Annotated in this window: 10 protein-coding genes; 6 read left to right on the top strand and 4 right to left on the bottom strand. The window is 34.6% G+C overall.

What is annotated here, in order from left to right:
- Positions 1-247 precede the first annotated feature (247 nt).
- Positions 248-1945: a D-lactate dehydrogenase gene (gene dld, locus J3U14_RS01150; RefSeq protein ID WP_267351367.1), complete on the top strand. Its 1698-nt coding sequence runs from the start codon at positions 248-250 to the stop codon at positions 1943-1945.
- 118 nt (positions 1946-2063) lie between these two features.
- Here dld and mutS read toward each other — a convergent pair whose 3' ends face one another.
- Positions 2064-4622 carry a DNA mismatch repair protein MutS gene (gene mutS / locus J3U14_RS01155; RefSeq protein ID WP_267351369.1) on the bottom strand — a complete coding sequence of 853 codons (2559 nt, stop codon included), beginning with the start codon at positions 4620-4622 and terminating at the stop codon, positions 2064-2066.
- Between the two features lie 659 nt (positions 4623-5281).
- Here mutS and J3U14_RS01160 point away from each other — a divergent pair.
- Positions 5282-6667, top strand: a complete 1386-nt coding sequence (locus J3U14_RS01160) for a hypothetical protein (RefSeq protein WP_267351371.1) — start codon at positions 5282-5284, stop codon at positions 6665-6667.
- Positions 6668-7061: 394 nt separating this feature from the next.
- Positions 7062-8060, top strand: a complete 999-nt coding sequence (gene gapA / locus J3U14_RS01165) for a glyceraldehyde-3-phosphate dehydrogenase (RefSeq protein ID WP_065559241.1) — start codon at positions 7062-7064, stop codon at positions 8058-8060.
- A gap of 134 nt (positions 8061-8194) precedes the next feature.
- Here the strand turns inward: gapA and J3U14_RS01170 are convergent, their stop codons facing one another.
- The 3 genes from J3U14_RS01170 to yjgA all read right to left on the bottom strand — a co-directional run bounded on the left by J3U14_RS01170 (position 8195) and on the right by yjgA (position 10270).
- Positions 8195-8404: a cold shock domain-containing protein gene (locus tag J3U14_RS01170; protein WP_065559242.1), complete on the bottom strand. Its 210-nt coding sequence runs from the start codon at positions 8402-8404 to the stop codon at positions 8195-8197.
- A 732-nt stretch (positions 8405-9136) separates the two neighbouring features.
- Positions 9137-9664 carry an inorganic diphosphatase gene (gene ppa / locus J3U14_RS01175; protein ID WP_065559243.1) on the bottom strand — a complete coding sequence of 176 codons (528 nt, stop codon included), beginning with the start codon at positions 9662-9664 and terminating at the stop codon, positions 9137-9139.
- Between the two features lie 72 nt (positions 9665-9736).
- Complete coding sequence (gene yjgA, locus J3U14_RS01180) at positions 9737-10270, bottom strand: ribosome biogenesis factor YjgA (protein WP_267351374.1); 534 nt, start codon at positions 10268-10270, stop codon at positions 9737-9739.
- Positions 10271-10354: 84 nt separating this feature from the next.
- Here yjgA and pmbA point away from each other — a divergent pair, with 84 nt between their 5' ends.
- From pmbA to J3U14_RS01195, 3 genes are read left to right on the top strand one after another with little or no spacing between them, the layout of a single operon-like run.
- Positions 10355-11707: a metalloprotease PmbA gene (pmbA, locus tag J3U14_RS01185; RefSeq protein ID WP_267351375.1), complete on the top strand. Its 1353-nt coding sequence runs from the start codon at positions 10355-10357 to the stop codon at positions 11705-11707.
- Positions 11708-11715: 8 nt separating this feature from the next.
- Positions 11716-13452 carry a SulP family inorganic anion transporter gene (locus J3U14_RS01190; RefSeq protein ID WP_267351377.1) on the top strand — a complete coding sequence of 579 codons (1737 nt, stop codon included), beginning with the start codon at positions 11716-11718 and terminating at the stop codon, positions 13450-13452.
- A 49-nt stretch (positions 13453-13501) separates the two neighbouring features.
- Complete coding sequence (locus J3U14_RS01195; RefSeq protein ID WP_267351379.1) at positions 13502-14725, top strand: CinA family nicotinamide mononucleotide deamidase-related protein; 1224 nt, start codon at positions 13502-13504, stop codon at positions 14723-14725.
- The last annotated feature ends 39 nt before the right edge of the window (positions 14726-14764 follow it).

Below are 14764 nucleotides of genomic sequence, written 5' to 3' on the forward strand. Positions count from 1 at the left end.
TTTTCTTGTTTTATCTAATCAGATGTTTAATCAACATGCTATTTTATACATATATAAAAAATGATATGTAATCAATGTTTAATATTAAAAATGGGTATTCATTAATTATATAATTCTTTGTTATAACTAAAAATTATTATTTTTCTTATAAAAAATTAACGATAATTAAAATGCTTTGCAATAAACAGTAATGGTTATAATATAATCAATACTGAAGCGATATCCATTTAGGTATAAGGAAGATAATATGAGTAAGAATACGACGGCAGAACTGATTGAAAAGTTAGAAACTATTGTGGGCAAAAAGCACACATTAACTGATCCTTCCCGTACTTTACTTTATCGTAAAGGTATTCGTTTTGGGGAAGGTGATGCTATTGCAGTAGTTTTACCCGGTACGTTAGTTGAACAGTGGCTAGTTTTAAAAGCGTGTGTTGAAGCCGATGTCATTGTGATTACTCAATCGGCAAATACAGGATTAACCGGTGGTTCTACACCTGACGGTAATGATTATGATAGACCTGTGGTAATTGTCAGTACTCGTCGACTTGAAGGTATTCAAGTGATTGAAAATGGTGAGCAAGTGGTTTGTTTGCCAGGCAGTACGCTATTTAAACTTGAAAAAGAGTTAAAAAAATATAATCGTGGGCCACATTCGGTAATAGGTTCATCTTGTATTGGCGCATCCGTTATGGGTGGGGTGTGTAATAATTCTGGTGGTGCTTTAATCCAGCATGGGCCTGCCTATACACAAATGGCCGTATTTGCTCAATTAGATGATCAAGGACAATTGCATCTGGTTAACCATTTAGGGATTGAATTAGGTGATGATCCAGAGACGATCTTACAAAATCTTCAAAATCATACTTATACTGAAAAAGACATTAATCATGATGCAGGTTTAGGACACGATCATCATTATTGCGATCATGTTCGTGAGATTGATGCCGATACGCCAGCGCGTTTTAATGCCGATCCAACTAGACATTACGAAGCTTCGGGTAGTGCAGGTCGGTTAATGGTATTTGCTGTACGATTAGATACATTTCCACTTGAAAAAAATAGTGCAGTATTTTATATCGGTACTAATAATACTGATGATCTTGATGAAATCCGACGTCATATTTTAGCTCACTTTAAAAATTTGCCGGTATCGGGCGAATATATTCATCGTGATGCATTTGATATCGCTGCTGTATATGGTAAACATATCTATTTAGCCATACAAAAATTAGGGACAAATGTGATTCCTCGCTTATATGCATTTAAAAATTTCGTTGATCGTGTCAGTACAAAAATTCCATTCTTCCCCAATAATTTTTCAGATCGATTTGCGGTGTCTGTGAGTAAATTACTTCCTAACCACTTACCTAAATCTATTCGTGATTATCGTGATCGTTTTGAACATCATCTTATTTTAAAAATGGCCGATGATGGTATAGCGGAAGCTCAGGCATTTTTGCAAACATTTTTTCAAAACAAACAAAGCGACTATTTTCATTGTAATGAGAAAGAAGCAGAAGCGGCGATGTTGCATCGTTTTGCGACAGCTGGTGCTGCAACTGTTTATCGTAGTGTCCATTCGGATACAGTTGAAGATTTGGTTGCACTGGATATTGCTTTACGACGTAATGATAAAGATTGGTTTGAAACATTACCGGAAAATATAAGTCAGCATTTTATTCATAAATTATATTATGGGCATTTCTTTTGTTCTGTTTTTCACCAAGATTATATTGCCAAAAAAGGAACAGATTGCCACAAAGTGAAAGAAGCGATGTTAGCCATTTTAGATCAGCGTGGGGCACAATATCCTGCTGAACATAATGTTGGTCATTTATATCAAGCTAACGCTGATTTGAAAAAATTCTATCAACAATTAGATCCGACTAACAGTCTCAATCCGGGTATTGGTAAGACATCGAAAAAGAAATATTGGCAGTAATTTGACCTTAAACGAAAACCGCCAGTATTGATAAACTGGCGGTGTTATGTTGATATGACTAAATAATCATATTGTTCAATAAATTGATTAATATATTGTCTTGAAAATCATTTGTATATCAAAGTAATTTTTTTAATTGATATAACATTTCTAATGCCTGTTTCGGTGTTAATGCATCAGGATCTATACGTTTTAAAGCCTCTTCAACTTCAGACGGTTCTGATTCAGTTTCAAACGAAAGTTGCGAGCTATCAACATGGCTGTTCGCTGTCTGTTTTGAAATCATTTCAAGCTCTTTTAATTTCTGTTTGGCCCTTTTTAAAACCGTTTTAGGCACACCCGCTAAACCCGCAACGGCGATACCGAAACTTTTGCTTGCTGCACCTTCAGAAACTTCATGAATAAATGCAACGGTATTATCATGTTCAATAGCATCAAAATGGATGTTATAGACACCTTGCATATGTTCAGGTAGTTGAGTTAATTCAAAGTAATGAGTAGCAAATAGGGTCATTGCCTTAATGTGATTAGCTAAATTTTCTGCACATGCCCAAGCCAATGAAAGCCCATCATAGGTTGAGGTGCCACGACCAATTTCATCCATAAGTACCAAACTTTGTTCAGTTGCGTTATGCATAATATTGGCTGTTTCGGTCATTTCAACCATAAAAGTAGAACGCCCGGATGCTAAATCATCTGATGCACCTATCCGCGTAAAGATGCGATCAACAGGCCCAATCACGGCTTTAGATGCAGGAACAAAGCTACCAATATAAGTCAGTAAAATAATCAATGCAGCTTGACGCATATAGGTGCTTTTCCCGCCCATATTTGGGCCCGTAATAATAAGCATTCTTCGGTTTGGTGATAGCAAAAGCGAGTTCGCAATAAATGGTGTTTTTAATACTTGTTCTATAACCACATGTCGACCATCTTTAATTTCAATTCCTGCACTATTAGATAATGTCGGGCACTGATAATTAAGTGTTAAAGCACGTTCAGCAAGGTTAGTTAGTACATCAAGTTCAGCTATTGCATCAGCACTCATTTGCATATTCGCTAAATCAGGCAATAGTAACTCAAAAAGTTGATCGTAAAGTTGTTTTTCTAAAGCTAATGCACGACCTTTAGAGGTTAACACTTTATCTTCATATTCTTTTAATTCTGGAATAATATAACGTTCAACATTTTTCAACGTTTGCCGTCTGGTATAGTGAATCGGCGCTAAATGGCTTTGCCCTCGACTGATTTGAATATAGTAACCATGTACCGCATTAAATCCGACTTTTAAGGTATCGATACCTAGCGTTTCACGCTCGCGAATCTCGAGTTGTTCCAGATAATTCGTTGCACCGTCAGCAAGATTACGAAGTTCATCTAATTCGGCATTATAGCCAGTTGCAATCACCCCTCCATCACGAATAATAACGGGTGGGGCTTCAACAATCGCTTGATTTAAAAGATCGGCTATCTGATCAAATTGATTGATTTTAGCTCGTAAAGCAATTAAATAAGGTGATGAGTGATGATTTAACAATTGTTGTAATTCTGGCAATATATTATAAGCATCACGTAAACGAGCAAAATCACGTGGGCGTGCTGTTCTTAACGCTAATCTGGCTAAAATTCGTTCCAGATCACCAATTTGCTTTAAGATCGGTTGAATATCACCAAGATCTTGTTGTAATTCGCTTATGGCTTCTTGTCTATTTTGCAAAATAACCACATTACGGATAGGCGAATGCAACCAACGTTTTAACATTCGGCTTCCCATAGCGGTTTGCGTTTTGTCTAATATATCGGCAACCGTATTTTCAGTGCCACCACATAAATTTTCGGTGATTTCTAAGTTTCGGCGAGTAGCTGCATCTAAAACAACAAAATCATAGGCTGACTCTTTAATGATAGAGCGAATATGGGGCAGGGCTGTGCGCTGAGTATCTTTAACATATTGTAATAAACAACCTGCGGCAGATAATGCATAACAACAATCCTCAACCCCAAATCCGACTAAATCATTCGTTCCAAATTGTAACTTAAGCTGTTGTTTCGCTGTTTCAAGATCGAAGTCCCACAATGGGCGCCGTCTTAAGCCATTACGATTGTCAATTAATGACATGGATTCGAAATCTTCAGGATAAAGAAGTTCAACCGGATTTGTCCGCTGTAGTTCAGCTTGCATTGCTTCAACGTTATCACATTCGAATACAAAAAAACGACCAGAACTGATATCAAGGGTTGCATAACCAAAATGATTTTTGTGCTGCCAAATGGAAGCCAGCAAATTATCTTTTCGATCTTCTAAAAGTAATTCATCACTTACTGTGCCAGGGGTGACTATACGAACAACCTTACGCTCAACAGGCCCTTTACTGGTAGCAGGATCGCCAATCTGCTCACAAATTGCGACCGACTCACCCAACGCAATGAGTTTTGCTAAATAACTTTCAACCGCATGATAAGGCACGCCTGCCATTGGAATAGGTTCACCATTTGAAGAGCCTCTTTTTGTTAACGAGATATCAAGAAGTTGCGAAGCCCGTTTGGCATCATCATAAAACATCTCATAAAAATCACCCATACGATAAAACAGTAAAATATCCGGATTTTCTGCTTTCAATTTCAGGTATTGTCGCATCATTGGTGTGTGGTCGGTGAAGTTGTCGTATTCGGTCATATTATCAATTCTTTTTTATCTAAAACTCAGGCGATTACTATATATCTACTCTTACTCACTTATCGCAAAATCTTTGATTTTGCTTTTAAGTAACAAGGTAACTGTCTTAAAACCTTATAAATCGGTGAAACTTATTATTGTATTAGGCATTGTTTAATATTAAATGATTGTATCACTTTATAGGCTGTATTGAAAATGAGGGGATTTGATGTGAGTAATATTAGATTATTTATAAATTAGGTTTAAAAAGACTAGTTTAATTATATTCTAAAATAGCGAATTCTTTATTTAATTAACTGATTAAATGATGGTTTTATATCTCACGGCAATATTTAGTCATTGTCATTAAAAGGGTAACACATGAACCAAAAAAATTGGATAATTTGTCTCAATCACGTTAGTTAACGATTGCAAAAGAAGCAAATATTGACAATAAAATTGACTTCTTCAATTTATAATATGACTTTTCAAAAATATTAATAATGATAAAGAATTTGCTTTAAAAGTCTTATTATTTCTTAAATTAATCATCTTTATTGTTTAAAAATTTAGCATTAAATGAAAAAAATAAGATTAATTTTTTTCATAAGATCACTAAATCAAACTGTTTTTATTCTAACTGTCTGATAATTAATTAATAAATAGAGAAAGGAAATAATATGCGGATAGTTTTAGCGATTTTGTTGGTGTTTTGTTTAACGGCTTGCCATGTTCGTACGGCTGATCAAGCTTATAACGAAGGGAAATATGTAGAAAGTATTAGTTTATTAACGGCTACTATTGGTGAAAAAGGCGAAGCAAAATTTAATGAAGAAAGTGCCGAAAAATTACGGGGATTGGTTAGTAATGTGATGAAACATTACGAGACAATCATTAATAGTAGTGCTAGTACAGATTATCAAGCACGTATTGATAGTTATGAATCGCTTCGAAAAATCAATTTGGTGTTAGTTAATCGTTTTTATAGTCAAACTGTCGCATTTTTTAACAATAAATATCCAGTGAGTAAATTAGATCAACTTATTGCAAAAGAGTATTACGATTATGGTAATTCGATAAAAGGTACGGATAGTGAAAGTTACAAAATAAAAGCTGACTTATATTTAAAAGGTTCAGAACGGTATAAATATAAAGATATTTTTACGTTATATAAAAATGCTAAAAAGCAACATCTGGATATTGAAGCAAAACAACACTATGATTTAGGTAAAACGTTTTCGCAACAGGGTAGTTATCATGAAGCATCCCTAGAATATCTTAAAGCTTGGGAAGTTTATAAGCCAATAGGCGAATATAAAGATAGTTTTAAACTCTATGAGGATAATAAAAGAAAACATGTTACTGCGCTAGCAAAAGAGTATTATGAAAAAGCCTCGTCACTTGAAAAAATAGCTTATAAACGCGAAATTTATCGTGAAGCGGCTAAATTTTATGAGGCAGCCAATTCAGCCTATGAACAGTTCGGTTCATACCGTGATGCCAGCGCTAGAGCGAGTCGTTGTAAATTAAAGGGACGCGTTAATGTGTATGTTAAAGATTCCGACTATCTTAGCTGGGTAAAACAAGTTTTTAACGCTGATTATATATACTTTGTTGATCATAGTTCACAAGCTAATATCATTATAGATATTAGTGCCAAATCTGACTATATTCATATGAAACCGTATGAAAAAAATGAAGTAAAAACAGAAAAATATGTAGAAAGAATGAGCGAAAAAACCGATGATAAGGGTAATAAAATTAAAGTTCCAATTTATAAAGAGCAAAAATTCAACTTAAAGACTATCACTAATTCAAAAAAATACATTTTTACTACTGATATCGAAATAACCGGAGAAATCAGTAATTCTAAACGTTTGATAAGCGAAGCCATCTCTTCTAAAACGGATTATATCTATTCGGGCGATGTTCCAAGTAAATTTCATAACTCACAAGCAGGCGAGTGGAAGTCCAAATCAACGTTAAAATCTGAAGCACATTATACGCAAGGTGAGGATATCAGAAACCATTTAAAACAATTTATTGATAAGATGAGTTCTTTATAATAATTGTTAATTATCACGCCAAAATATAATCCCACAAAATTGATAATGTGGGATTTTTTATTTTAATCGTCTTTTAGTGTAACTTAACGTCTGCTATGGATTAATTGATACCTTTTAATCTATTAAATGTAATCGTGCGATTATCTAAAATTTAGCACCTTAATTATGATCAATTTAACTCTGACAATTTAGTTAAAAATTATCATTGTCATTGTTCAATCCAATCACAGTCTTATATAAAATATAACTAACCTATATCCTATGATTATTAAGATAATTTTCATTTTAATTTATTCTTGCCAATTATTCTGAATCAGCTTGAATAAACCTTAAAAATTTGGTAGTTTACTGTTAGTTATTTTATCATTTAACACAAATAAAGAAGGTAATTTTTATGACAATCAAAGTAGGTATTAATGGATTTGGCCGTATTGGTCGTATTGTTTTCCGTGCTGCACAAAAACGCTCTGATATTGAAATCGTTGCTATCAATGATTTATTAGACGTTGAGTATATGGCGTACATGCTTAAATATGATTCAACTCACGGTCGTTTTGATGGTACTGTTGAAGTTAAAGATGGCAAATTAATCGTTAACGGTAAAACAATCCGCGTTACAGCTGAAAGAGATCCTGCAAACTTAAAATGGAACGAAGTGGGTGTTGATGTTGTTGCTGAAGCAACCGGTTTATTCTTAGATGATGCAACTGCTCGTAAACACATCCAAGCGGGTGCTAAAAAAGTTGTTTTAACTGGTCCTTCTAAAGATAGCACGCCTATGTTTGTTATGGGTGTTAATGATAAAGATTATGCTGGTCAAGATATCGTATCTAATGCGTCATGTACCACTAACTGTTTAGCGCCTTTAGCTAAAGTAATCAATGATAACTTTGGTATCGTTGAAGGCTTAATGACAACTGTTCATGCAACTACAGCTACTCAAAAAACCGTAGATGGTCCATCTCACAAAGATTGGCGTGGTGGTCGTGGTGCAGCACAAAACATCATCCCTTCATCAACTGGTGCAGCTAAAGCAGTAGGTAAAGTTATTCCTGAATTAAACGGTAAATTAACTGGTATGGCTTTCCGTGTTCCAACTCCGGATGTTTCTGTTGTTGACTTAACTGCTCGTTTAGCAAAACCTGCTAAATATGAAGATATCTGTAAAGTGATCAAAGCGGCTTCAGAAGGCCCAATGAAAGGCGTTCTTGGTTACACTGAAGATGATGTTGTTTCAACTGATTTCTTAGGTGAAGTTTGTACTTCTGTATTTGATGCAAAAGCGGGTATCCAAATCAGCGATACTTTCGTTAAATTAGTTTCTTGGTACGATAACGAAGTTGGCTATTCAAATAAAGTTTTAGATTTAATTGCGGTTGTATCTAAAAAATAATGACTAATTTTTAGTTTTCTAAAAAGTGACCAAATGGTCACTTTTTTTTCGCTAAAATCTTATAGCTTTACAAAATAAAAACGCTCATTTTTAAAAAATGAGCGTTTTCACTAATATATATACTACGATATTAATTAGATTACGACAACTTCTGATGCCGCTGGTCCGCGAGGGCTATCTTGAATAGCAAATTCGACTTGTTGACCTTCAGCTAGAGTTTTAAAACCTTCCCCCGAGATTGCTGAAAAGTGAACAAATACGTCTTTGCTCCCATCGGTTGGTGTGATAAATCCAAAACCTTTACTCTCGTTAAACCATTTTACTTGGCCTGTTTTCTTATTCATTTACTAGATATCCTAACAATAATTAATATTTTGCCTTTAAGGCACGTATAGACTTTTATGCAATATAAATTAATCAACTTACAAACTAGATGATGCGTTAAAAACACCCCCTAATTGTTAAACGTTTTCATAAAAAAATATTGCTTCATAAGTCTGTTACTATTACCGCATAATTTATAATCGAAAGCAAGATATTAATGACAATTTTTTCATCTTAGGATGAAGTTTTTTATAAAATTTTTAGATATAATGGTTAAATTTGATAAATAGCAAATTATTGAAGGGTTTTTGATTTAAATTTATTTCGAAAGTAAAGATTATTTAAGCAGATTAAGGCATGTAAGATGTAAATTTAAAAATTAGTATTAACGATTACTTTTAGGTTTCTTTTGAATACATTGTTTTATCGTTTCTTTATATCAAACGTTTACATACGTTTTAACTATAGGTTTACAACTTACTGTTAAAGATGTGAATCACAATGTGATTAATTATGTCATTTATGTCATATAAGGCTTGCAACTTGCCTTATGAGATAAGATTGCCAGCGCAAATTATCTAAGCTAAATAGCACTAAATTGGATATTCACTTATTTTTCATCTCATCTGTTAAAAAGGCATTGTTATTGATTTAATTACTTTCTGCTATTCTTTATTTAAAAATAAAAGCTATAAGTAAAGACTTATAGCTTTTAATTAACCATTATTATGAAAATTGATAGCAAATATTAATTATTTTTTAGCTCTCTCAAAAGATTCAATAATTTCTTTGCGAGCAGCATCGGCATTTTCCCAACCGTCAACTTTTACCCATTTTCCTTTTTCTAATGCTTTGTATTGTTCGAAAAAGTGTTTAATTTGAGATTTTAGTAATTCAGGTAAATCATCCACATCTTTGATGTGATCATACTCTTTAGATAATTTAGTATGTGGTACGGCAACCAATTTAGCATCTTGACCGGCTTCATCAGTCATTTTTAATACACCAACAGGACGGCAACGAATCACTGAACCAGGTTGTAATGGATACGGTGTTGGAACTAAAACGTCAACAGGATCGCCATCAAGCGATAATGTGTTATTAATATAACCATAGTTACATGGATAAAACATTGCTGTTGCCATAAAACGGTCAACAAAAACTGCACCTGTATCTTTGTCTACTTCATATTTAATTGGATCCGAATTTGCTGGAATTTCAATTACTACATAAATATCATCCGGTAATTCTTTACCTGCTGGTACATTTAAAAGTCCCATTTTTGTATCCTCTATCTTGGTTAATAATTTACAATATTGTTTCTGATATGAAATGAGCGAACATTATAAAGATTATTCGGCGTTGCTCAATTCTTTTAAGTATTGAAAAATCTGTTTGGCTGTTTTTGGTGGTTTATTGGATTCTCGTTCTTTTTTAGCCTGACGGGCAAGCGTACGCAGTTGTTGTCTGTCTGCTATTGGAAAGAGTTCGATAATGTTTTCTGCATCACCTGTTTCAATCAATTCGTCACGTAACTTTTCTAGTTTATGAAATAAGGCAACTTGTTGGTTATGACGGTTTTTAAGCTTGTCTAAAGCTTGCGTGATAGGATCGATATTGCGGCTACGAAGCAATTTGCCAATATATTGTATTTGTCTTCGATATCCCTCTTTTTTGATTTTTTGAGCAAGTTCGATAGCATAAAGTAAATCTTCATCAAGGGGGATTTTAGTCAGTTCATTTTTGCTTAAATTGACCAATTCGACGCCCATCTTTTTTAAAATTTCGGCATCTCGTTTGATTTCACTTTTACTGACATAAATAATTTCTTCATCCATATCAGTATCAAATTCTTGGTCAATGATTAAATCTTTAGGGTTATTCATAGGATTTCTTTTGTTAATAGTTAACTAAAATTGAATTCTGGCTTATTATAACGTATCACTAGCAGAATTGTAGAAAATAATAAAATGAGTATTGAACAGATTAAAAAAGATGCCCAAAGACAACAAGATAAGTTATCAAATATTGTTGCTCAAGCTATTGAACTGGCTAAACCTCGTGTTGATTCAGTTGAAGTTTCAATTAACCAAGCAACTGGTATTGGTGTAAGTACTCGACAAGGGGAAAGTGAAAATGTTGAATTTAATAGTGATGGTGCATTATCTATAACCGTTTATAAAGAACAACGCAAAGGAAATGCATCAACTAATGATTTATCGCCACATGCAATAAATCAAGCTATCGATATGGCAATTAATATTATGCAATATACTTCTGCTGATCCTTGTTCTGGTTTAGGAAACTTAGATCAGATGGCATTGAATCCTCCTGATTTAGACCTTTTTTATCCCAGTGATTTAGACGTGGATAAGGCTATTGAGCAGGCAAAACAAGCTGAGCTAGCAGCCCTTGCCAATGCTGACATTATGAGTAGTGACGGCGGTTATTTTAGTAGTAAATATGGTGTGTATGTATATGGTAATAGTCTTGGTATGTTACAAGGCTACAGTGCAAGTTCTCATTCGTTGTCTTGTACAGCGATTGCTGAACAGGCGGGAAAAATGGAACGAAACTATGCTTACACTTCATCGCGTGATATTAAGGCTCTCAAATCCCCTAGTTGGGTTGGGCAGCAAGCAGCAGAAAGAACAATTGCGCATTTAGGAGCTAAACAAATTTCTACCATGCAAGTACCCGTACTTTTTAGTGCAGAAGTTGCAGTTGGATTAATAAGGCACTTAGTGGGTGCAATTAGTGGCGGTGCAATCTATCGCAAATCATCATTTTTACTTGATAGCGTGGGTGAACAGATTTTTCCTTCATGGCTAACTATTTTTGAAGATCCACATATTTTAAAAGGTGTTGGTTCATCGCCTTTTGATAGTGAAGGAACCAAAACAATTAAACGAAATATCATTGAAAACGGTGTATTGCAAACCTACTTGCTTAGTCATTATTCAGCCAGAAAGCTTGGTTTAACATCAACAGGTCATGCGGGAGGAATTCATAACTGGCTTGTATCGCCAAGTGAGCATGATGCTGATTTTAAAACCATGTTGAAAAAATTGGATAAAGGGGTTGTGATTACTTCGCTTATGGGGCAAGGTGTGAATAATGTAACGGGCGACTATTCACGTGGTGCGACAGGTTTTTGGGTTGAAAATGGTGAAATTCAATATCCAATAAATGAAATAACCGTTGCTAATAACCTAAAAGATATGTATAAAAATATTGTGGCAATAGGGAATGATCTTGAAACACGCAGTAATATTCAATGTGGTTCAATATTAATAGATAAAATGAGTATAGCAGGGAAATAGGATGAAAAATGGGAAAGTTAGTCAGTAGTACGTTTTTCCAAAAAATCACATTATGGATGCCAGGACTAATCAGTTTCTTACATTATAAACGTGAATATTTAAACGCAGATATAAAAGCCGGATTATCCGTAGCCGCGGTATCCTTACCGGTATCGATTGCTTATGCTGAGCTAACAGGTGTTGGTGCCATTGCGGGGCTATACTCAACCATTTTACCGCTTATTGTCTATGCCCTTTTTGGATCGTCTAAACAGTTGATTGTAGGGCCCGATACTGCAACGTGTGCGGTGGTTGCTGCGGTTGTTTTTCCTTTAGCTGCAGATGATCCCATGTTACGTTGGCAACTGGTGGTGCTGCTGACAATTATGATTGGTATTTGGTGTATCATTGCCGGCAAATTTCATCTTGGCGCCTTAGCAGATTTACTCAGTCAACCTATTTTGATTGGTTTGTTAAATGGTATTTCTATTACAATCATTGTCGATCAATTAGCGAAAACATTTGGTTTTCATTATGACTATTCTTACCTTATTGAACGTGTGGTTTATCTACCGGTTAAGCTTTATCAATCACATTTAGGTACGACATTCATATCTTTCATAACATTATTGATTCTCATTGCTTTTAAGAAATATAAACCACGTTATCCAGCACCACTTTTTGCCGTTGTGATAATGACTTTATTTTCATGGCTGTTTAATTTTGAACATTTTGATATCCACATTATTGGTAATGTAACTGGTGATTTTATACCATTGGAAGCTTGGATTGATTTTGACAAAGGATTAATGCGTGATTTAGTTGTTCCCTCATTGAACATTGCTGTTATCTGTTTTGTGAGTATGATGATTACCGTACGAAGTTTTGCGACAAAAAATAATTATGAAACGAATGCCGATGTTGAATTTAAGGCATTAGGCATGGCAAATATTGCAGCAGGCCTATCACAAGGATTTGTTGTAAGTGGGACTTCGTCACGAACGGCAGTGAACGATGCGAATGGTGGAAAAACTCAGCTTGTATCGATAATCGCTGCGGCATTAATAGGATTTGTGGTACTCTTTTTGTTGTCACCGTTACAATATATTCCAACAAGTGTCCTTGGCGTGATTTTGATATATTCCTCGATCTCGCTAATTAATGTACAAACAATTTTGCGTTTTTTTAAATATGACCGTGATGCATTTTATTTAAGCTTAGCAACATTTATTGCGGTATTACTTATCGGTATTATACCGGGTATGGCTTTAGCGGTATTATTAGGCATCTTTTTGTTTCTACGTCGCGTTTTTCGACCTAAAGATCAGTTATTAGGGGTTGATGATGACGGACGAATTCATTCATTAGGCAAAGATGTTAAACCTGTTAGTAATACGATAATTTATCGATTCAATTCACCTTTAACGTATTTTAATATTGCTTATTTTAAACGAAGAATCATTAGTTATATTGACGAATCAGAGCAACCTGTTAATTATGTTATCGTCGATGCGATTCCTTGCTTTACTTATAAAGATGTCAGTGTATTATCGGGTATTAACGAATTAGTTAATGCATTAAAAGTACGTAATGTGGTTTTAATCTTATCAGGTAGACGCAAAACCCTTAAAAATTGGTTTAAACAAATGAATATTACCCCTGATCATGATTACATTGAATTTACTTACGATCTCTATTTTGCTGTTAAGTTAGTTCAAAGTAGGGAACATATGGACAATAAAAATGAAGACGAGGATACGGATTAATTAACGCCCCCTTTTTTGTTCAATTAATGATGTCAAAAGGTGCAGAACCATGATGAGTAGGAACAATAATCACGTTAAGATCGAAATGATAAGTACCGGCGATGAAATTTTATATGGTCAAATAACCGATACGAATGCAGCTTGGCTTTCTGAACTATTTTTTCAAGAAGGTATTTTAATCACGACTCGCCACACAGTTGGTGATAATCTTAACCAGCTTACCCAAACATTACAAGAACGTAGTCTGATCAATGATATCATTATTGTTAATGGGGGGCTTGGGCCAACCAGTGACGATTTAACAACACAAGCGGCAGCTTTAGCCAATCATGAAGCACTGGTACTCAATCAGCAGTGGTTAACACAAATTGAACGTTATTTTGCCAGTTGCGGTAACGTGATGCCGTCAAGCAACCTTAAACAAGCTTTATTGCCGCAAAGTGCTGTATTAATTGATAATCCAATAGGAACAGCCTGCGGATTTAAAATGCACATCAACGGTTGTATTGTGTTTTTTACGCCTGGTGTGCCTGCTGAATTTAAAGAGATGATCAAAACTCTTGTATTACCAGAAATTAAATTATCCTTTCCAAAATTAGAAAAAACGCTCTGCTATCGATTAACTATTATCGGGCGCACTGAAAGTGATTTAGCCACCGAGCTAACATCTAAATTAGATATTCCAAAAGATATCGTGATTGGTTATCGTGCTGCGATGCCTATTATTGAATTAAAATTGAGTGGTCCTCAACACAAAAAAGACACGTTGGATAGTTTATGGCGAAAAACTAAATCTATTGTTGATGACAATTTGCTTTACGAAGGCATGATTAGCAAAGACAGTGAACTCGGTTTAGCCAAAGTTGTTTCAGGGCTGTTACATGAAAAAGATTTAACTATCGCAGTGGTCGAACAACAATCAGCAGGGATAATTAGTTATCAATTATTTGAAACCGATGCACCCATCGCAAAATCAGAAGTGATTCCATTATTATTTGAAGATCCCAAAGATTATCTTTGGCATATTATGACCCAATATAGAGCTGATATTGTATTAGGTATGGTTAATTTCAAAGAAAAGAACAGTCAATTTACGTTAATCATTACCACAGCAAAGCAAACTATCCAAGTTAATTTAAAATATATTGGTCGAAAACTTTCACGGCATGAAGAGTTACAAACTTTTTCAGCAATAGCGTTAGATGCTTTACGTCGTTATTTGTTAAATAAACCAATAATTGCTTCTAATGCTTGGCTCGATATTTTGGATTAAGTTAAACGATAATGTGATGTTTTTTAGACTGGGAATGGT

The sequence above is a fragment of the Gilliamella sp. B3801 genome (assembly GCF_026536645.1).
In the GTDB taxonomy this organism is placed as follows: Bacteria; Pseudomonadota; Gammaproteobacteria; order Enterobacterales; family Orbaceae; genus Gilliamella; species Gilliamella apicola_I.

What these genes read in the sequence shown, in the direction of transcription:
- dld (WP_267351367.1), top strand. Translation starts at nt 248, where the DNA reads ATGAGTAAGAATACGACGGCAGAACTGATTGAAAAGTTAGAAACTATT.
- mutS (WP_267351369.1), bottom strand. Translation starts at nt 4,622, where the DNA reads ATGACCGAATACGACAACTTCACCGACCACACACCAATGATGCGACAA.
- J3U14_RS01160 (WP_267351371.1), top strand. Translation starts at nt 5,282, where the DNA reads ATGCGGATAGTTTTAGCGATTTTGTTGGTGTTTTGTTTAACGGCTTGC.
- gapA (WP_065559241.1), top strand. Translation starts at nt 7,062, where the DNA reads ATGACAATCAAAGTAGGTATTAATGGATTTGGCCGTATTGGTCGTATT.
- J3U14_RS01170 (WP_065559242.1), bottom strand. Translation starts at nt 8,404, where the DNA reads ATGAATAAGAAAACAGGCCAAGTAAAATGGTTTAACGAGAGTAAAGGT.
- ppa (WP_065559243.1), bottom strand. Translation starts at nt 9,664, where the DNA reads ATGGGACTTTTAAATGTACCAGCAGGTAAAGAATTACCGGATGATATT.
- yjgA (WP_267351374.1), bottom strand. Translation starts at nt 10,270, where the DNA reads ATGAATAACCCTAAAGATTTAATCATTGACCAAGAATTTGATACTGAT.
- pmbA (WP_267351375.1), top strand. Translation starts at nt 10,355, where the DNA reads ATGAGTATTGAACAGATTAAAAAAGATGCCCAAAGACAACAAGATAAG.
- J3U14_RS01190 (WP_267351377.1), top strand. Translation starts at nt 11,716, where the DNA reads ATGGGAAAGTTAGTCAGTAGTACGTTTTTCCAAAAAATCACATTATGG.
- J3U14_RS01195 (WP_267351379.1), top strand. Translation starts at nt 13,502, where the DNA reads ATGATGAGTAGGAACAATAATCACGTTAAGATCGAAATGATAAGTACC.